The sequence below is a fragment of the Nocardioides sp. genome (assembly GCA_037045645.1).
Lineage (GTDB): Bacteria > Actinomycetota > Actinomycetes > Propionibacteriales > Nocardioidaceae > Nocardioides.
This window is the reverse complement of record JBAOIH010000001.1, coordinates 499,977-518,114: the sequence shown is the minus strand read 5'-3', so window position 1 is coordinate 518,114 and position 18,138 is coordinate 499,977. Positions and strand designations below refer to the sequence as shown.

Annotated in this window: 18 protein-coding genes; 10 read left to right on the top strand and 8 right to left on the bottom strand. The window is 67.3% G+C overall.

Features of this window, described 5'->3' with window-relative positions; all coding sequences use genetic code 11:
• Nucleotides 1–29 precede the first annotated feature (29 nt).
• Genes V9G04_02535 through V9G04_02525 form a run of 3 tightly spaced genes read left to right on the top strand, consistent with a single transcriptional unit; the run spans nucleotide 30 to nucleotide 2,985 of the window.
• Entirely contained in the window at nucleotides 30–455 is a 426-nt protein-coding gene (locus V9G04_02535) for a pyridoxamine 5'-phosphate oxidase family protein (GenBank protein MEI2712183.1), read from the top strand.
• Between the two features lie 38 nt (nucleotides 456–493).
• Nucleotides 494–2,155, top strand: coding sequence for an NAD(P)-binding domain-containing protein (locus tag V9G04_02530; GenBank protein ID MEI2712182.1), 1,662 nt, complete (start codon nucleotides 494–496; stop codon nucleotides 2,153–2,155).
• Complete coding sequence (locus V9G04_02525; GenBank protein ID MEI2712181.1) at nucleotides 2,152–2,985, top strand: SDR family NAD(P)-dependent oxidoreductase; 834 nt, start codon at nucleotides 2,152–2,154, stop codon at nucleotides 2,983–2,985. Before V9G04_02530 ends, V9G04_02525 begins: the two co-directional genes overlap by 4 nt.
• A 2,778-nt stretch (nucleotides 2,986–5,763) precedes the next feature.
• Here the strand turns inward: V9G04_02525 and V9G04_02520 are convergent.
• The 3 genes from V9G04_02520 to V9G04_02510 form a co-directional block, all read right to left on the bottom strand.
• Nucleotides 5,764–6,090: a hypothetical protein gene (locus V9G04_02520; protein MEI2712180.1), complete on the bottom strand. Its 327-nt coding sequence runs from the start codon at nucleotides 6,088–6,090 to the stop codon at nucleotides 5,764–5,766.
• 133 nt (nucleotides 6,091–6,223) lie between these two features.
• The gene (locus V9G04_02515) at nucleotides 6,224–6,397 is read right to left on the bottom strand and encodes a LuxR C-terminal-related transcriptional regulator (GenBank protein MEI2712179.1); all 174 of its coding nucleotides are present in this window, start codon (nucleotides 6,395–6,397) and stop codon (nucleotides 6,224–6,226) included.
• 29 nt (nucleotides 6,398–6,426) lie between these two features.
• A complete protein-coding gene (locus V9G04_02510) occupies nucleotides 6,427–6,819 on the bottom strand; it encodes a helix-turn-helix transcriptional regulator (GenBank protein ID MEI2712178.1) in 393 nt (130 codons plus the stop codon).
• A gap of 69 nt (nucleotides 6,820–6,888) precedes the next feature.
• Between V9G04_02510 and V9G04_02505 the strand changes: the two genes are divergently transcribed.
• Genes V9G04_02505 through metW form a run of 3 tightly spaced genes read left to right on the top strand, consistent with a single transcriptional unit; the run spans nucleotide 6,889 to nucleotide 9,927 of the window.
• Nucleotides 6,889–8,178, top strand: a complete 1,290-nt coding sequence (locus V9G04_02505) for an O-acetylhomoserine aminocarboxypropyltransferase/cysteine synthase family protein (protein ID MEI2712177.1) — start codon at nucleotides 6,889–6,891, stop codon at nucleotides 8,176–8,178.
• Between the two features lie 25 nt (nucleotides 8,179–8,203).
• Entirely contained in the window at nucleotides 8,204–9,334 is a 1,131-nt protein-coding gene (locus tag V9G04_02500) for a homoserine O-acetyltransferase (protein MEI2712176.1), read from the top strand.
• Complete coding sequence (gene metW, locus V9G04_02495; protein MEI2712175.1) at nucleotides 9,331–9,927, top strand: methionine biosynthesis protein MetW; 597 nt, start codon at nucleotides 9,331–9,333, stop codon at nucleotides 9,925–9,927. The genes V9G04_02500 and metW overlap by 4 nt, the downstream gene beginning before the upstream one ends.
• 22 nt (nucleotides 9,928–9,949) lie before the next feature.
• Here metW and V9G04_02490 read toward each other — a convergent pair whose 3' ends face one another.
• The 3 genes from V9G04_02490 to V9G04_02480 all read right to left on the bottom strand — a co-directional run bounded on the left by V9G04_02490 (nucleotide 9,950) and on the right by V9G04_02480 (nucleotide 12,717).
• Nucleotides 9,950–10,306: a hypothetical protein gene (locus V9G04_02490; GenBank protein MEI2712174.1), complete on the bottom strand. Its 357-nt coding sequence runs from the start codon at nucleotides 10,304–10,306 to the stop codon at nucleotides 9,950–9,952.
• 103 nt (nucleotides 10,307–10,409) lie between these two features.
• Entirely contained in the window at nucleotides 10,410–11,528 is a 1,119-nt protein-coding gene (locus V9G04_02485) for an FUSC family protein (GenBank protein MEI2712173.1), read from the bottom strand.
• 4 nt (nucleotides 11,529–11,532) lie between these two features.
• Entirely contained in the window at nucleotides 11,533–12,717 is a 1,185-nt protein-coding gene (locus tag V9G04_02480) for a site-specific DNA-methyltransferase (GenBank protein MEI2712172.1), read from the bottom strand.
• Between the two features lie 94 nt (nucleotides 12,718–12,811).
• Here V9G04_02480 and V9G04_02475 point away from each other — a divergent pair, with 94 nt between their 5' ends.
• Nucleotides 12,812–14,032 (top strand): phosphodiester glycosidase family protein, encoded by a 1,221-nt coding sequence (locus V9G04_02475; protein ID MEI2712171.1) that lies wholly within the window; start codon nucleotides 12,812–12,814, stop codon nucleotides 14,030–14,032.
• Here the strand turns inward: V9G04_02475 and V9G04_02470 are convergent.
• Both V9G04_02470 and glgC read right to left on the bottom strand, forming a co-directional pair.
• Nucleotides 14,011–14,532 (bottom strand): hypothetical protein, encoded by a 522-nt coding sequence (locus V9G04_02470; GenBank protein MEI2712170.1) that lies wholly within the window; start codon nucleotides 14,530–14,532, stop codon nucleotides 14,011–14,013. The genes V9G04_02475 and V9G04_02470 overlap by 22 nt on opposite strands.
• On the bottom strand, nucleotides 14,529–15,773 hold the full coding sequence (gene glgC, locus V9G04_02465) for a glucose-1-phosphate adenylyltransferase (protein MEI2712169.1): 1,245 nt from the start codon (nucleotides 15,771–15,773) through the stop codon (nucleotides 14,529–14,531). The genes V9G04_02470 and glgC overlap by 4 nt, the downstream gene beginning before the upstream one ends.
• A 72-nt stretch (nucleotides 15,774–15,845) precedes the next feature.
• Here glgC and glgA point away from each other — a divergent pair, with 72 nt between their 5' ends.
• The 3 genes from glgA (at nucleotide 15,846) to V9G04_02450 (ending at nucleotide 18,125) form a co-directional block, all read left to right on the top strand.
• Entirely contained in the window at nucleotides 15,846–17,045 is a 1,200-nt protein-coding gene (gene glgA / locus V9G04_02460; protein ID MEI2712168.1) for a glycogen synthase, read from the top strand.
• Nucleotides 17,046–17,071: 26 nt separating this feature from the next.
• Nucleotides 17,072–17,566 carry a VTT domain-containing protein gene (locus tag V9G04_02455; protein ID MEI2712167.1) on the top strand — a complete coding sequence of 165 codons (495 nt, stop codon included), beginning with the start codon at nucleotides 17,072–17,074 and terminating at the stop codon, nucleotides 17,564–17,566.
• A gap of 61 nt (nucleotides 17,567–17,627) precedes the next feature.
• A complete protein-coding gene (locus V9G04_02450) occupies nucleotides 17,628–18,125 on the top strand; it encodes a hypothetical protein (GenBank protein MEI2712166.1) in 498 nt (165 codons plus the stop codon).
• The last annotated feature ends 13 nt before the right edge of the window (nucleotides 18,126–18,138 follow it).

Here is an 18,138-nt window from a genome sequence, read left to right as displayed (position 1 = left end):
GGACACGCTGATCACGAGGGGGTAGAGCCATGGAACTCACCGCAGCCGAATGTGTCGACCTGCTCGCCACAGACCTGGTCGGCCGCGTGGCGTACTCCACCGCCGCCGGCCCGTGCATCGTCCCGGTCAACTACGAGCTTGTCCCGGGCGACCCCGTGACGGCGGTCGAGTTCCGTACGTCTCCGCACAGCGAATTGGCCGCCTTCGCCGTGCACAGTCCCATCGCCTTCGAGATCGATCACCTCGACTACGAACGGCAGCGCGGGTGGAGCGTCCTGGCGCTGGGGCGCTGCGTGCCGGTGACCCGCGAGGAGGAGGACGAGGAGGTGGCGAGTTGGGCCGAGGGTGACCACTCACTGACCCTGCGACTGACCTGGGACACGCTGACCGGACGTCGCGTCGGTGGCGAGCACTGGCCGCACCCGGTCGTCAGCGGCGGGCGTCGCTCCTACTAGCCAAGGCGATCACGTCTCCAGGCGGCTAGCCTCCCGCTGTGAAGGAACGTGTAGAACACCTCATCATCGGCGCCGGATTCGGTGGGCTGTGTACCGCGATCAAGCTCCAGGAGGACGGCGAGCGCGACTTCCTGGTGATCGAGAAGGCCGCCGATGTCGGCGGCACCTGGCGCGACAACACCTATCCCGGTGCAGCCTGCGACGTACCGAGTCAGCTCTATTCGTTGAGCTTCGCGCCCAACCCCGATTGGTCGATGTCGTTCTCGCCCCAGCCGGAGATCCAGGCGTACCTCAAGCGGGTGGCCGACGAGTCCGGCACCTTGGATCGCTTCGTCTTCGACACGCTCGTCGAGAGCGCGCAGTGGGACGACCAGGCGTACGAGTGGGTCGTCGAGACCTCCCGTGGCACGGTGCGCGCCAACACCCTGATCAGCGCCGCAGGCGGGCTGTCCGAGCCGCGGCTTCCCGACATCGAAGGCCTCGGCGAGTTCGAGGGCGCGATCTTCCACTCGGCTCGCTGGGATCATGGCGTGGACCTGACCGGCAAGAGGATCGCAGTGATCGGCACCGGCGCGAGCGCGATCCAGATCGTCCCGGAACTGCAGAAGGTCGCAGCCCATCTCGACGTCTATCAGCGCAGCGCGCCGTATGTGATGCCGCGCAACGACCGGGCGTACTCCAAAGCCGAGCGCTTCCTGTTTCGGCATGTGCCGGCCGTCCGCAAGGCCTACCGCGCGGGCATCTATTGGGGGCGCGAGTGTTATGTGCCGGGTTTCGCGATCAACCCGAAGTTGGCGGCGCCCGCGAAGAAGATGGCGCTGAAGAACCTCACCGACCACGTCAGCGACCCTGACCTCGTCCGTAGGTTGACGCCTTCGTACGACATCGGCTGCAAGCGGATCCTGATCTCCAACACCTACTTCCCGGCGATCGCTGCACCCAATGTCGACCTGGTCACCGACCGGATCGCGCGCGTCACCGCAACCGGGATTGCGACGACCGAAGGCACGCAGCGACCGGTCGACGTGATCGTCGTCGCCACCGGGTTCCACACCACCGATCTGCCGATCGCCGAACGCCTCACCGGGCGGACGGGACAAACGCTCGCGCAAACCTGGCAGGCGTCGGGGATGCAGGCCTACAAGGGCACCACGGTGCGCGGCTTCCCGAACCTGTTCTTCATCGTCGGACCCAACACCGGGCTGGGACACTCGTCGATGGTGCACATCATCGAGTCGCAGGTGGCCTACATCCGCGAATGTGTGGGCGCGATGCGCCGCAATCGCTATGCGGCGATCGAGCCGACCGAGCAGGCGGTGGACGCGTGGAATGGCGACGTCCAGAAGCGCCTGACGAAATCTGTGTGGAACACCGGTGGCTGCTCGTCGTGGTACCTCGACGAACACGGCAAGAACACCGTGCTGTGGCCACGGACAACCTTCAAGTTCCGCTCCCTCCTGGCCCACTGGGACCCCGAGGCGTACGAAGTCAGCGCCGCCCCGGTGGTTGAGGAGCGCCCAGCCCGCCAACCGGTGGTTGAGGAGGGCACAGCCCGCCAACCGGTGGTTGAGGAGGGCACAGCCCGCCAACCGGTGGTTGAGGAGGGCACAGCCCGCCAACCGGTGGTTGAGGAGGGCACAGCCCGCCATCCGGTGGTTGAGGAGGGCGCAGCCCGTCTCGAAACCACGGAACCTCGATGAAGAGCCTCGACGACAAGGTCGTCGTCATCACCGGCGCAGCATCCGGGATCGGGCGGGCGCTGGCGGTCGAGACCGCGGGCAAGGGCGCGCACGTCGCGATCTGCGATGTCGATGAGGTCGGGCTTGCCGAGACGGCAAGACTCGTGGAGCACGCCGGTGCACGCACCGTACGCCGCAACCGCCTCGACGTGACCGACCGCGAAGCGATGGCCGCGTACGCGACTGACGTCGCCGACGAGTTCGGCCGGGTCAACGTGATCATCAACAACGCCGGCGTCTCCCTCACCGGGGACTTCGCCGATCTGGCGTACGACGACATGGAGTGGATCGTCGCGATCAACTTCTGGGGTGTCGTCCACGGCACCAAGGAGTTCCTGCCGCACGTGATCGCCAGCGGCGACGGGCACGTGGTGAACCTGTCATCGTTGTTCGGACTCGTCTCCATGCCGGGGCAGTCGCTCTACAACGCGACGAAGTACGCCGTACGCGGCCTCACCGAAGCCCTGCGCGAGGAGATGCTGATCGCAGGCCACCCGGTCGGCGTGACGGCGGTGCACCCAGGCGGCATCAAGACCGCGATCGCCCGCAACGCCCGGGTCAGCGACAAGGAGGACAAGGCCGAGGTGGCCAGCACCTTTGACGACAAGCTCGCCAAGATGTCGCCTGAGCGTGCCGCGCAGATCATCGTGCGGGCGATCTTGAAGAACCAGGCCCGCTGCCTGGTCGGCCTGGACGCCCATGCGCTGCACCACTTCGCCCGGCTGACCGGCTCGCGCTATCAGGACGTCGTCGCACGACTTGGCGCTTCTTGGTCGCCGACTTCCCCGTGACTCCGTTCTTGAGCAGGCCGCGCACGGACACCACGACTCGCTCCTTCTTGTCCACGGCCGGGATCACTACAGCGTGCTTCTTGGTCGGGAGCACCAGGATCCGGCCGTCCGCGATCTTCGCGGTGACCCGGAACATCGGCGCTGTGCCCTTCCAGGTGACCTTGAGCTTGCCCTTGCGCCAGGTCAGCTTGATTGCGGTCGGCTTCTTCGGCTTGGTCCAGCCCGGCACCTGGTAAGTGGCGACCACCTGCTGGGAGATCGGCAGGCCATCGGCGTTGAGCACGCGCATCACGAGTTTGCGCTTGCCTGCCTTGCCAGGAGAAGCCCGATAAGTGAACTTGCCTTTCGACCTGGCGTACGACTTCAACTGCTTGCCACCGCCCTTGCCGGTCTCCGCGAACTCGACCGACCGGTTGGCGCCCTTCACGATCGGAGCCCCTCCCTCCCCCGGCTCGAGGGTGAACGACGCTCCAGCCGTGGTCGGCGGGATCGAAACCATCACGCGTACGGAGTTCTGGTCCGGCAGCGGCAGCAGCAGCGCCTTGTCGACCTGCAACGCCTTGGTCAGGTCAGCCGGATCGCTCTCGATCAGCACCGACCCGTCCGGTTGCTTGATCCGCACCGAGGGCAACCCACCATTGCCGGGGATGTCGAGCGCGAAGGTCTGGTCCTGCTGCGAACTCGGGAAGTGCACGGTGTGGCTGGAGTCGATCCACGCACCGCCGGGGCCCGGCACGCCGACACCAGTGACGGTGAAGCGACCCATGTTGCAGGTGAAGCCGCCGGTCATGCCGTCTCCGGGGATGTAGCCGGCCATGATGCAGAACTTCTTGCCCCAGAACTTGAGGTGTGCCGAGGCGCCGAATCCCTTGGTGCCCAGATAGAAGTCACCGCCGCCACAGAAGACGACGCAGACCTCGACATTTCCGCCGATCTCGTAGGTGCTGGGCGGGTTGACTCGTCCACTGACACCGCCGTGAATCCCCAGGTATTCCCAGCCGATCCCGACCTGGACGTTGAAGCTGAAGTCGGCCGGCCACCTATAAACGGCGGATGCCGAACCCAGGTGGAAGTCCCACAGATAGAGCTGCGCAGTGACGTCAATTTGGAAACCCGCATGCGACTTGGGCACCCAGAAGTTGATGCCACCCCCGGTGCCGGGCGGGTCCCCGATGGCACGGATCTCCACGGCCCCCTTGGGTGAGGGGATCCCCAGGTCGGCCCCACCTGACAGCCGGAAGCCGTCGGTGCCGTCGTACCCGAAGCCGACGCCGTTGAGCCAGACGCCTGCAGTCAGCGGGATCGGGAACGGCGGGCCATCCTTGTAGGCCGCGAAGAGAGCGACCAGATCGCCATGGTTGAAGCCGATGCCGACCGACATGCTTCCGCCGCCGGGCAGACCGAGGGTCGCATTCCCGCCGAAGGTCGATTGAGCACTGTCATAGAACATCAACAAGTTGTCGATCGTGATCGGACCGACCGTGGCGTGCTTGGCCTCGACGCGCACCTCGTTGGCCTGAAGTCCTCCGTCGAGGGTGGTGAACAAGGTGGCGACGCCGGTCACCGGGTCGAAAGGATCGGGCAACTTCACGTTGATCTTCAGTGTGGCTTTGCCAGCCGCGAAGGAGACGGTCGCGTGTCCTCCCATGCCGAAGTCGAAGAGGCTGCCCGTCAGATGGTCGAACGTGGTGAGCTTGTCCAGATCCCACGTCCCGGAATCCTTCGCAAAGACGATGAACCCCGCCTTTTGTACGACTCCCTTGCCCGCCGTCAACTTGTGGGTCCTCATGTCGATCGTCACCGTGTCCGGCCCACTGCCCGTCACGAACTCGATGCCGTTGATCGAGACGTCGGCCTTGGTCTTGTAACTGCTGCCCGACTTCGTCCAGCAGCCCGCGGACACGCGGGCGACGACACCGGTGCGCACCGTCAACTCACGACGACACGCGTTGGCGTCGACGGCAGCAGGAATGCCGGTCATCCAGACACTGCCGGCGTTGTCGTCCCACGCGACGAATCCTGAGCCATCGGATGTGATCGCTGGGGCGAGGTCGTAACTGTCGGCGTTCTCGACCAACATCCGCGCCGGCTGGAACGTGACGCCGTCAGCGCTGAACGAGGACATGATGTCTGCCTCCGTGCCACCACCGGTGCTCCAGAACGTACTCAATCCACCGCTCGGCGATGCCGCGAGCCGCCCGAAGATGACGTTGCCCACGTCGCTTGCCTGTACGGGAGCGCCCAGCGTGCCATCGCTGTTGACCTTGCGGACCCGATAGGTGTCTTGGAGTGCGTCACCGTTCAACTCGGCGTGCGTCATGACGTACGCAGCGGCTGCGGTGCTTGCCATGGAGGGTTCATCCTCGCCGGGGAGGATCTGGGGAGGCCGCCAGTTGGCTGGGTCGCCGTAGGACGTCCCCGTGCTGGGGTTGAAGACCCGCACCTGCGTATTGATGAGGTCGGTCATCGCCGCCGCCGGGACCAGGCTGTCCACCATGGCGGTGCCGCCGGGATACCAATAGTTGGGGTCGAGCACCGCGACCTCGGTCGTCTGCGGGCCGGTCGCAGAGAGCACTTGGGTCTTGACGCCGTTGGTGGTGGATTCTTGGACCGTCATCGAATAGGGACCCGGACCGCCCGTTCCTCGGTCCGTTTGAACGGTGCCCGCCAGGATCGGTTGCCCCCAGGTGGCTCCGCCGTCGGTCGAGGTGACGGCGTACGTCCCCTCGCCCGGGCCACAGCACGCGTACGCCGCGATCACGATCCGCCCCGGGGCAGTCACGGCCACGACCGGTGTGCCGAACAGCGAGGTTTCGGGCAGATCCCACGATTGGCTCTCACGTCACAGCCTGCGGCGCCGCGCGGGACGCGGCAGTATTTCAGGGTCTTCTCGCCCGCGCCGTCGGTGGCGTAGTAGGCGATGTGCCCCGTGCCGGTGCTCTCGACGGCGATCCCGGGATTGTCGGCTCCTGCCGATGAGAGGAGCACTGTGGTTCCAGCACGTGCCTTCATCGTCGTCGGTGTCGCCGTGCTGGGTGCGCCGAGAGCGGCGCCGACCCCGCACAGCAGGGCCACGATCGCCAGGATCCGCATCGCCAGGCGCATGGGCTTTCTCCTCCGACTCAGGTCTGTCGAGATTCGCCCAGCCTTGTCGGATTCCCCCGAGTCGGACAATGGCCCGCACGGGTCATTCACGCACCTTTGGCGAGGGCCTTCGGGCCGTTGCCAAGCGCAAGAACTAGGGGTTTCTGCTGGACCCGAGCTGGCTCGATTCCTTCAGCAGTGCACCGGCCAGTTGGCTGCGGCCGCGGACTGCGTACGCCTGAGCGGCGGCCGCAATATGGTGCTCCACGGTTCGCTCACTCAACCCCAGCACCTCAGCGATGCCCCTGTTGCTGAGCCCCCGGACCACCAGGACGCACACTTCGCGTTGCCGACGGCTCAGCAGGCGTCCGACGACGATCGGGGCGGCGCCAATCGACTCAGCACCTTGCGAACGTGCCAGGAGGCGGTGCGTACCGACACGCCCAGCCGACTCGCGATCACGGCGTCGCTGCACCCTTCCACCAGCAGCACCGCGACCTCGGATTCGCGCTGGGTAAGCGGACGCGAGGACGCCCGAATGTCGGCTCGCTTCCCGCGATCGCGAGCCTGCGCGGCGAGCATCCGCATCAGCGGGGCGTACCTGGCTTCCTCGGCTTGGCGAGGCGTACCGCGCAGTTCGACGGCGTCTCCGGTGAGCATCGCGGCAATGTCCCGGGTGAGGTGGGCCCCTGTGGCCAAGTACGTGTCAGTGGCCAGCGAGAGGTCGTGAGCCGCATCCGGGCGAGACACATCGTGAGACTCATGCCCGCCATCCGAGATGTTCAGGCTTCGTTCGGGTGGAGCGGCCACACTGCCCGCATGACCCGACAGCCCGAAACCCTCGCCGTCCACGCCGGACAGGAGCAGGCCGACCCGGCCACCAACTCCCGCGCCGTGCCGATCTACCAGACGACGTCGTACGTCTTCAACGACACCGAGCACGCGGCGAATCTCTTCGCGCTCGCCGAGCCCGGCAACATCTACACCCGCATCATGAACCCGACCCAAGACGTCTTCGAGCAGCGGATGACCCAGCTCGAAGGCGGAGTGGGTGCTCTCGCCGTCGCCTCGGGTTCGACAGCCACGACGTACGCCGTGCTCAACCTCTGCTACGCCGGGGACAACATCGTCGCGCTCTCCACGCTCTACGGCGGGACGTACGCACTCTTCGCGCACACGCTGCCCCAGTTCGGCATCGAGGTGCGCTTCGTCGACCCGAACAAGCCCGAGGAACTCGCCCAGCACGTCGACGACAAGACCCGGATGGTGTTCGGCGAGACCATCGGCAACCCGCGGATCAACGTGGTCGACATCCGCGCCTGGGCTGACGCCGCCCACGCTCAGGGTCTGCCGCTGATCATCGACAACACCGCGCCCACGCCGTACCTGTGCAAGCCGTTCGAGCTCGGTGCCGACGTCGTGGTGCACGCGGCGACGAAGTACATCGGCGGTCACGGAACTTCGATCGGCGGCATCATCGTCGACTCGGGCAACTTCGACTGGGCAGCACACAGCGACCGTTTCCCGGGTCTGACCAAACCCGACGGCGCCTACCACGGTGTGGTGTGGACCGAGGCAGTCGGCAACCTGGCGTACATCATCCGGGCCCGCACGGTGCTGCTGCGCAACACCGGTGCTGCGATCACGCCGATGAACTCCTGGCTCTTCCTGCAAGGGCTGGAGACGTTGCACCTGCGCATGGAACGGCACTCGGAGAACGCTCTCAAGGTCGCGCAGCATCTCAAGAACCACGAGTCTGTCGCGTGGGTGAACTACCCCGGCCTGGAGGACGACCAGTTCAAGGCCAACGCCGACAAGACGCTCACCGGCCGCGGCTACGGCGGCCTGATCTCGTTCGGGATCAAGACCGGACGCGAGGGCGGCAAGAAGTTCGTCGAGGGGCTGGAACTCTTCAGCCACCTGGCCAACATCGGTGACGCGAAGTCGCTGGCCATCCACAACGCCACGACCACGCACAGCCAGTTGACGCCAGACGAGTTGGAGGCCGCTGGCGTGCCGGAGGACATGGTCCGGCTGTCGATCGGTATCGAGCACGTCGACGACATCATCGCCGACCTCGACCAAGCCCTTGCGAAGGCGAGCGCCTGAGCTCCGCCTCGCTAGCCTGACGTCCGTGCCCGACGCGAGCGCCCCCGATCTGAGCGGACCCGATCCGCGTCAGTTCGCGACCCTCTTCACCCGCGATGACCCGCTGGTGCTTGAGGGCGGGGCGACGCTAGGGCCGGTCGAGGTGGCGTACGAGACCTGGGGTGAACTCAACGCCGACGCCAGCAACGCCGTCTTCGTCCTGCATGCGCTGACCGGTGACTCGCACGCCACGGGGTGGTGGGACACGATGGTCGGCCCCGGGCTGCCGGTCAACACGGATCGCTTCTTCGTGATCTGCCCCAATCTGCTCGGTGGTTGTCGCGGCACGACCGGCCCCTCGTCGATCGACCCGGCGACCGGAGAGGCGTACGGCCTGGACTTTCCCCTCTTGTCCATGCGTGACCTGGTGGTGGTGCATCGGGCCCTGATGGAGCACTTGGGGATCGGACGTTTGCTGGCCTGCGTCGGGGGTTCGCTCGGCGGGATGCAGGTCCTGCAGTGGGCACTCGACGCCCCGACGGAGATCGGCCACGCCGTCGTCGTGGCCGCCTCAAGTCGCCTCTCTGCGCAGAACATCGCCTTCTCCGCGGTGGCGCGCTCGGCGATCATGCGGGACCCGGACTTCGACGACGGCCGGGTCGGGGGACCCGGCCCGCGCACCGGCTTGGCGATTGCCCGGATGATGGCTCACATCACCTATCTGTCCGAGGCCGCGATGGCCGAGAAGTTCGGTCGACGCATCCAGGACGCCGACGAGCCGCGGCGTCGCTTCGGCGTCGACTTCGCGGTCGAGTCCTACCTGGAACATCAAGGACAGTCCTTCTTGGATCGTTTCGACCCGCTGTCGTATCTCTATCTGTCGCGACTGCTCGACTACTTCGACCCATTCGCCGACTGGGACGCCGTCCAGGCGCTCGGCAATGCCGCCAGGCAAGGTGATGGCGCTCGCTTCTTGGTCTTGTCGTTCGACTCCGACTGGCGCTTCTCGACCGAGCACTCGCGCCGGATCGTACGAATCCTCGAACGCGTCGGGGTCGCAACCTCGTTCCGGGAGATCTCGGCCCCACACGGACACGACTCTTTCCTGCTGGAAGTGCCCGACTATCTGCGCACCGTCGCGGCGTTCTTGGACCACGCAGCGGAGGCGATCAGATGAGACCCGATCTCGACGTCGTCGCGGGGCTGGTGCCACCCGGATCGCGAGTGCTCGATCTCGGCTGCGGCGACGGCCAACTCCTCGCCGCTCTCACCGAACGTGGCTGCACCGGCACCGGTGTCGACTCGGATCCCGACTCGGTGGTCGCCGCCATCCGTCGCGGTGTCCCGGTGATCGAGCTCGACATCGACACCCAACTCGACGAGTTCTCGCCCGACTCCTATGACGTGGTGGTCGTGTCGCAGACACTGCAGGCAGCCAGGGAACCGGTGGAACTGCTGCGTCAGGTGGCGCGGATAGCCGGGCACGGGATCGTGTCGGTGCCCAACTTCGGTCTGTGGCGACACCGTGCCTCGCTGCTGGTGCGCGGCAGGATGCCGGTGTCGAGCGAGTTGCCGTACGCCTGGTTCGACACTCCCAACATCCACCTGTCGTCGCTGGTGGATCTGGAGGATCTCTTCGAGGCAACCGGCTTCACGGTGCGCCGCCGGGCACTGCTCGCCGCAGACGGCACGGCGGCCACAGGCCTGCGTACGCTCGGGCCGGCCAACCTGATGGCCTCGGGCGCGGTGTACCTGATCGCCGCCCGCTGACCACGCCGCTGGAGTGACTCGATCAACCGGCCCGAGGGGTCGGGATGGGCAGCGCGCACGCACGCGCCATGGTGCCGCTGATCACCACGTGGGCCGGCGTGGAGTCCGGCACGACCTCGGCGACCCGCGAGGCCACGGCCAGCGCCAGCGCGGCGTCACCGGCCGACAGCGCGCTCTCGGCTGCGAGCACGCCCACGAAGGGCGCATGCGCCAACACCTCCCTGGGCAACGCCACGGCCACCGCGACGAGAGCCCGGGCTACCTCGCGGGAGTCGTCCGCACACCGTTGCGTCAGGGCGCTCAGCGCACCAGGGCGCAACGTCGCGCTGCGCTGTTGGAGTCGGGCCGCGGCTCCCAGAGCCTCGCTCAGATCTGTCATCGAACCCCCATGGTTGTGCAGACCATAGTGATGTCTGATCAACGATCTTGTCGGTGGGGATAACCCACGTTTTCACCCCGACTTCACCGAAGGCTAAGCGAAATCACGCGCTGCGAGGCGGCGGCAGGGCGTCCGAGGCCTCCAAGGGATCCAGACCCGTGAGCAGCAGCAGGTCGGCGATCACCGAGCGCAACTGCGCCAGCACCACCTCCACCGAAAGAGTCTGGCTGCGCTCGACCTGACCGGTGCCCGTCGCCACCTCGAGCAGAGCCGGGCGCGCGTCCACGGCCATCCGGTCGAAGTGCAACTCGGTCGCGACCAGGTCGCAGGCCGCAGCGAGGTCGTCGGCCAAGGTGGCGTACGCCGACGGCACCGGGCGACTGCGATACGCCGACACAGCCGTGTGTCGCACCAGCACCCGGGTGGAGCGCAGCGCCCGGTCGAGCGGGTCGACCAGATCGGCCATCCGCCGGATTCCCGGCTTGTGGCGCACGCGGAAGGGAGACGACGCCACGACCGCCATCCCCTCGTCAGCCGCGTCGCGCAACTCCCGGATCAGGTAGTCGGTCTCGCGAGCATCTGCGAGCAGATCCAACGCCACGTCGGTCTCCCCTGAGCGCATCACGTCGGCGGAGGCCCGCAGCAGTCCCGCGATCTTGGTGACCACGACAGCTGCCTGCTCACGCGGGCGCCGAAGCGGCGCCGCCGGGACCAACGTGGCCGCCACCAGTGCCACTGCACCGCCGATCAAGGCATCGGACCAGCGAATGAACGCCGCACCAGCATCCGGCAGCAGCGTCGCCACCACGATCGACTGCACCGCCGCCTGCGTCACGAACAGTTGCCCACCGTCGAGCAGGAAGGCCGACGACATCGCCAGCGCCACGATCAGCACCAACTGCCAGCCGCCGGAACCGATCTGTTGCACGAGCAGATCGGCCACCAGCACACCGACCGCCACCCCGATCGTCACCTCGACGACGCGACGCAGACGCTGGCCGTACGACGTGCCGAGGCTGACGACCGCAGCGATCGGCGCGAAGAACGGCGTGTTGTGGCCCAGCAGGTCTGCCGCGACGAACCAGGCGACTCCGGCGGCCAGGGCGCATTGGCCGATCTGCCAGGACTTGGACCGCACGCGAGAGACGCGCGACCCGACAGACGTACGACTGCGTCGCACGGCACGGTCAAGGACATGGTCGCGGCCCGAGTCGTCGCTCACTCCGTCAGTCTGCCCGCATCTCGAACCCGCCGCCCACCATCTCGGCCACGCGGCGCAACCGGGCTTCGGTGATCTGCGCGACCGTCGCGAAACCGGCCAGGTCGGCGTTCGAGCCGGGCCGGACCGGCTCAGGAGACTGCACACTCAGGCATGTCCGAGTCCCGCCGTCGTCGGCGTTGGCCAACGCGACGGCGTGCCCGGTCGTACCTGAGCCGGCGAAGAAATCCAGCACCGCCGAGTCCGACGGCATCGTTTCCAGGATCCGCAACAACAGCCCCGTGGGCTTGGGGGATTCGAAGACGGGACCGATCAGCGCCTTCAACTCGACCACGGCGGAGTCGGTGGTACCGATCTCGGCGGCCGGCCAGATCGTACGCAGTTTCTTGCGTCTGCTCCCCCGGTGCGAACGCTCCAGCCAATCGCGCTGGAAGATGTCGACTCGTTCGCCCGTACGCCCCCGAAAGCGCCGACATTCCAGATCATCGGGTCGCTGATCGATCAGCCCCGGCGACCAGCGCCACACGGCCGGGGCGCCGTCGCCGAAAGTCGGCCACACCTCGGTGGCGTCCGGGAAGGGCGTCGTGCTCACCCGGCCGGTGCCAGGGTGGCCCCACAGGGCGTACGCCAAGGTGGGTGCGGTGGCCGGGTTGAACTTCTTGTTGGTGTTGCGCAGCGGCAGGTGCCGGAATCGGCGCCCGTCCGGAGCCGTCAGCGGGAAGTCCGCCGGGTCGACGAGGGCGGCCGAGGAAGCGTCGAGCGCGCAGTCGGGCAGAGCCTTGGCATAGATCAGCAGGTATTCGTGGGAAGTCGCGAAGCCACGGCCGAGCTGGCGCCCCTTCGCATTGAGGTTGACCACGATCTGCGAGACGAAGTTGTCCTCGCCGAAGACCTCGTCGAGCAGCAACCTCAGATAGGCCACCTCGTGGTCGTCGATCGAGCAGAAGATCGCACCGCGCCGTGCGAGCACCCGGTGCGCTGCCACCAGGCGCGGGCGCATCATCTCGACCCAGGCACGATGCCGAGTGGCGCGGGAGCCGAATCCGCTGCCGTCGCGAAAGTCATCGCGATAGGCGAACGTCGACCCGGTGTTGTAGGGCGGGTCGATGTAGACACAATCCACCGACTCTGCGGCCAGGCGGGGCAGAACCTCCAGGTTGTCACCCACCCAGAGTTGATTGGTGGCGCCCACAGCCCTATCAAACCAACCTCGCCCCGCACCCCAATCCCGGACGCGCCGCGACCTGGAGAGCCACGGGTCGTGACCAGTGCCTACCCTGAACGCCATGCGCTCTCGGACCGTACGACTCCTCACACCCTGCGCCGTCATGCTCCTCGCAGCCGCTCTTGCCCCGGTGGCGGTCGCTGCCGACGAGGACACGCCGCAGCAGGGAAGTCGTACCCGCCACTCCTCCGACGGCGTCATCGGCAAGATCGCCCCGAAGCTCTCCCCGCGCGCGAAGGCCCCGACCACCCGCGTGCTCTCCGTCTGGCCGGTGGCGCCCGGAGTGACCGTGACGTCCTTCGACCGCATCGACGCACGCGGCAACGTCCGCGGCTACGTCGCGGCCGTGGACCTCGACGAGCCGGGCCTCTCGATGGACTACCTGGGAGCAGACACCGTACGCACCCGCGAGGCGGTCTCGACGATGGTCGAGCGCGAGGGAGCGGTGCTCGGAGTCAACGGTGACTTCTTCGACATCGCCGACACCCAGGCGCCGCTCGGGGTGGGCATCGGCCGCGGTCCCGGCGTCGTCCACGGCCCGGTCGAAGGCTGGAACGCCGGGTTCTGGATCGACCGTGCCGGCAAACCCCAGATCGGCGAACTGGCCGTCAAGGCCAAGATCAAGCAGCGCCCCAAACTCCGCCTCGCCAACTACAACTCCCCGACCGTCGCCCCAGGCAGCATCGGCGCCTACTCCCCCGACTGGGGCTATACCGTCGGCGCGCGCGTCACCGACGGGCAGACCAAGCGGGTCCGCGAGGTCGTCGTGGACCGAGGTCGGGTGATCAGCAACCGCACGAGACTCAGCACCGGACGCGAGATCTTCGGCGCCGTGCTGATCGGTCGCGGCAAGGGCGCCGAGCAGCTCCGGGCGCTGCGCAAGGGCACCCGGATCACGGTGCGTCCACGCGTCGCCGGACGTCCGCCGGTGGCGATCACGGGCAACAAGCAACTGCTCGATGAGGGCGTGCGTACGGTCGTCGACGACCGCGAGATGCACCCGCGTACGGCCGTGGGCATCGACCGCGACACCAACACGGTCTTCTTGACGGTGATCGACGGACGGCAGTCGTTCTCGCGCGGCTACACGATGGTGGAGCTGGCCAACCTGATGCTGGAGTGGGGCTGCGAGGACGCGCTGAATCTGGACGGCGGCGGCTCGTCGGCGATGGCGGGCCTGCTTCCCGACGGCACGCTGGGCGTACTCAACTCGCCCTCTGACGGCTCGGAGCGGAAGGTGCCCGACGGCCTGCAGGTGGTCTATTCGCCACCGGTCGGCTGAGGAACCTCGTCCTGCGAGACCGGCGCCAACGCGACCGAGGTCATCGGCGCGAAGCACTCGTGGGTGGACTTGGGAACCGGCTGCGCCACGAGCAACTCGCCCGCGTCACGTATCAGCACCTGCGGGACGTCGCACCCGATCGCCACGACCCGCCCCACCATCACGTCACCAGGTCGCAGGTCGCGGACCTCCAACTCGGCCCTGATCTTCTCCCCCAGCCCTGCCCGGGTGAACTGGGCGACGAACTCGTCGACGGCTCGCGCGGAGTCCAGACGTACGACCGGCCCGACCTCGCCGCCGGCGGCCGTCTCGTGTACGACCGTCGCGAAGCGACTCCCGGATGCGGAGTCAGTCGGGCTCGTCGGGGTTGCGGTCGTGGTCTGCGCGGCGGGGTCACTCGCCGAGTCACCTTCCCGGCATCCCGCCAGCAGGCCCAGCGCCAGTATGAGCATCAGCACCACCGCCCGCCGAGAGGATCGAGCAGATCGCAGATCGCTCACGGCGTCACGATCTGACCCTTGCCGATGATCGTCAGGTCACCCTCGACCGCGAAGCCACGCGCCCGGTCGTGCTCCTTGTCGACGCCCACCGCGACTCCCTCGGGGATGAGGACGCCCTTGTCGATGATGCAGTTGTGGACGCTGGCGTTGCGCTCCACCCGTACGTCGTGCAGCAGCACCGAGTCGGTGACCTGGGCATTCGTCCGTACGCGGCACGAGGGTGACAGCACCGACCCGTGGACCTGACCACCACTGACCACGACACCGGGCGAGAGCACGGCGTTCTCGGCCACCGACAACTGCCCCTGCGCTCCCCTGGTGAGTTTGGCGGGCGGCTGCGGACCGTACGACGTGAAGATCGGCCACTGGAAGTTGTAGAGGTTGAACACGGGAAGTGGCGCGGTGACGTCCATGTGCGCCTCCCAGTAGGACTGCAACGTCCCGACGTCACGCCAGTAGTTGCGATCGCGGTCATCCGAGCCGGGTACGTCGTTGTCGCGGAAGTCGTAGACGCCTGCCTCGCCCTTCTCCACGAAGGCCGGGATGATGTCGCCTCCCATGTCGTGCTTGGAGCCGGCGAGAGTGGCGTCCTGGGTGACGGCTTCGACCAGCGCGTCCGCGTCGAAGACGTAGTTGCCCATCGAGGCCAGCACCTCGTGCGGGGCGTCGGGCAGCCCGACCGGGTCGTGCGGCTTCTCCAGGAACTCACGGATCTGCCACGGGTCCTCCGGCACCACGTCGATCACGCCGAACTGATTGGCGTCCTTGATCGGCTGGCGGATCGCGGCGACCGTCGCCGCAGCACCGGACTCCACGTGCGCCGCCACCATCTGGGAGAAGTCCATCCGATACACGTGATCGGCCCCTACGACCACCACGATTTCGGGCTTCTCGTCCCTGATCGCGTTGAGGGACTGGAAGATCGCGTCGGCACTGCCGAGATACCAGGACTTGTTGACCCGCTGCTGGGCCGGCACGGGTGCGACGTAGTTGCCCAGCATCGTCGACATCCGCCAGGTCTGCGTGACGTGTCGGTCGAGGCTGTGCGACTTGTATTGGGTGAGGACGATGATCTTGAGATAGCCGGAGTTGACCACGTTGGACAGCGCGTAGTCGATCAGCCGGTAGATGCCCGCGAACGGCACCGCGGGCTTGGCGCGGTCGGCGGTGAGCGGCATCAGCCGCTTGCCCTCGCCGCCTGCCAGAACGATGACGAGCACTTTCTTGCGCGACGGACTCATGGCTCCAGCCTTCCCCTTTGCCAGCCGTGCCGCAAGCGTGACCGCCGGTGCTGGGCGCACTATCTTCCAGGTATGCGAGTCGACGTGCTGACCAAGGAATATCCGCCCGAGATCTACGGTGGCGCCGGTGTCCACGTGACCGAATTGGTCAAGGCACTTCGTGACTCCGGACGCGCAGCCGGCGCGGTCGATGCGCGCGTGCGGGCGTTCGGGGCTCCCCGGGACGAGACGGGCACCTCGTCGTACGCCGAACTCGCCGAACTCGCCGACGCCAATGGTGCTCTCAAGACCCTCGGCGTCGACCTGGCGATGGCCGACGGCTGCGCGGGCACAGACCTGGTGCACTCGCATACCTGGTACGCCAACATGGCCGGCCACCTCGCCGCCCTCCTCTACGACGTGCCGCACGTGATCTCGGCACACTCGTTGGAGCCGCTGCGGCCGTGGAAGGCCGAGCAACTGGGCGGCGGCTACCGCATCTCGTCGTGGGTGGAGAAGACGGCGTACGAGGCCGCGAGCGCGATCATCGCGGTCTCTGCGGCCATGCGCGACGATGTCCTGCGCTCCTATCCGGCCGTCGACCCCGCGAGGGTGCACGTCGTACACAACGGCATCGACACCGATTCGTGGTCGCCGCATCACAACCACGAGCGCGTACGCGAACTCGGCGTCGACCCGGATCGCCCGTCGGTGATCTTCGTGGGCCGGGTGACCCGCCAGAAGGGACTGCCGTGGTTCCTGCGCTCATGTGCCGAACTGGCTCCCGAGGTGCAGATCGTGCTGTGCGCGGGAGCACCTGACACCCCCGAGATCGAGAAGGAGGTCTCCGACCTCGCAGCCGGGTTGGCCGCCACTCGCGACGGCGTGGTGTGGATCCGCGAGATGCTGCCGCGCACGGACGTGACCGCGCTGCTCACCGCCGCGACCGTCTTCGCCTGCCCGTCCGTCTACGAGCCCCTGGGGATCGTCAACCTGGAGGCGATGGCGTGCGAGACCGCGGTGGTGGCGACCGCGACCGGCGGCATCCCCGAGGTCGTGGTCTCCGGTGAGACCGGCCTGCTCGTGCCGATCGAGCAGGTGTCAGACGGCACCGGCACGCCGCTCGATCCCGAGCGGTATGTCGCGGACTTCGCCGCCGCGATGAATCAGGTGCTGGCTGATCCGGAGCGTGCGGCCCAGATGGGTCGGGCCGGCCGCCAGCGTGCGATGGATCACTTCTCCTGGGGTGCGATCGCCGACAAGACGACGCAGATCTACCGCTCGCTGGTCTGATTGAAGGTCGGGGCAGACTGGGGCCCATGCCTCTGGTCGCCGCGCCCTTCGCCGACTGGCCGATCGCGGCAACCTGGGTCTTCTTCTTGGGTGGCTCCCTGGCGCGCGGCACCGCGCTGTATTGGATGGGGCGCGGCGCCCGCACGGTCGATTCGCGCTGGCGCGGGTTGCTGGATCGTCCCTCCGTACGCCGTGCCGAACGCGTCGTCGCACGCTTCGGCGCCCCGCTCGTGGCGGCGTCCTTCCTGACCGTGGGAGTGCAGACGGCGGTGAATGTCGCAGCCGGTGGATTGCAGATGCCCGGGCGCCGCTATGTCCCCGCGCTCGTGGTCGGCTCGATGGCCTGGGCGACCATCTATACGACGGTCGGGTGGGCGGTGATCGAGGCCTTCTGGGGTCGCGAGTCGACCTGGTGGGTGGTCTCGGCCACACTCGGCGTACTCCTCACCGCGACCGCCACGATGTGGGCGAGACGAAAGTTCGGTTTGCGCGCCTTGCCGGAGGGGGACGAACCCGAGTGACCGACCCTCCCAGGGGTGGACGGACCTGCCTAGTATCGGCCCAGGAGTCGGAGGGAGCCGCGTGACCGCGTTCTTGATCATCGGCGGCGTCGGCGTCGCGTTGCTGCTCATCGCGCTCATCATCGGCGATCATCTGGACGGCGCTCTCGACGCCGTCAGCGGGGGGCTCTTCTCGACCGAAGCCGTGTCGGCCTTCATCGGAGCCTTCGGCTTCGCAGGCGCGATCGCGTACGACATCACCGACTCCATGGGGTTGTCCGTCATCATCGGTCTCGTCCTGGGCGTCCTGCTCGGCGCGGGCGCGGGCTGGGTGTCGGCCCAACTGCGACACGGCAATGACCACGCCACGGTGCGTACGAATGACCTGCTCGAACGCAATGGCACCGTGATCAGCGAGATCCCCGAAGGCGGTTTCGGCACGGTGTCACTCAGCGTCGCTGGTCAGGTGACCCGACTCAACGCCAAGTCGTCCGCTCCCGTTCCGGCCGGCACCACCGTCACCATCGTCTCGATCCTGTCGCCCACCTCCGTCCAGGTCGAGCCACTCTTCCTCCCCTGATCGCCTCACCAAG

Coding starts and splice junctions, on each gene's coding strand:
- V9G04_02535 (MEI2712183.1), top strand. CDS start 30: ATGGAACTCACCGCAGCCGAATGTGTCGACCTGCTCGCCACAGACCTG.
- V9G04_02525 (MEI2712181.1), top strand. CDS start 2,152: ATGAAGAGCCTCGACGACAAGGTCGTCGTCATCACCGGCGCAGCATCC.
- V9G04_02520 (MEI2712180.1), bottom strand. CDS start 6,090: ATGCGCCTGGCGATGCGGATCCTGGCGATCGTGGCCCTGCTGTGCGGG.
- V9G04_02505 (MEI2712177.1), top strand. CDS start 6,889: ATGACCCGACAGCCCGAAACCCTCGCCGTCCACGCCGGACAGGAGCAG.
- metW (MEI2712175.1), top strand. CDS start 9,331: ATGAGACCCGATCTCGACGTCGTCGCGGGGCTGGTGCCACCCGGATCG.
- V9G04_02490 (MEI2712174.1), bottom strand. CDS start 10,306: ATGACAGATCTGAGCGAGGCTCTGGGAGCCGCGGCCCGACTCCAACAG.
- V9G04_02475 (MEI2712171.1), top strand. CDS start 12,812: ATGCGCTCTCGGACCGTACGACTCCTCACACCCTGCGCCGTCATGCTC.
- glgC (MEI2712169.1), bottom strand. CDS start 15,773: ATGAGTCCGTCGCGCAAGAAAGTGCTCGTCATCGTTCTGGCAGGCGGC.
- glgA (MEI2712168.1), top strand. CDS start 15,846: ATGCGAGTCGACGTGCTGACCAAGGAATATCCGCCCGAGATCTACGGT.
- V9G04_02455 (MEI2712167.1), top strand. CDS start 17,072: ATGCCTCTGGTCGCCGCGCCCTTCGCCGACTGGCCGATCGCGGCAACC.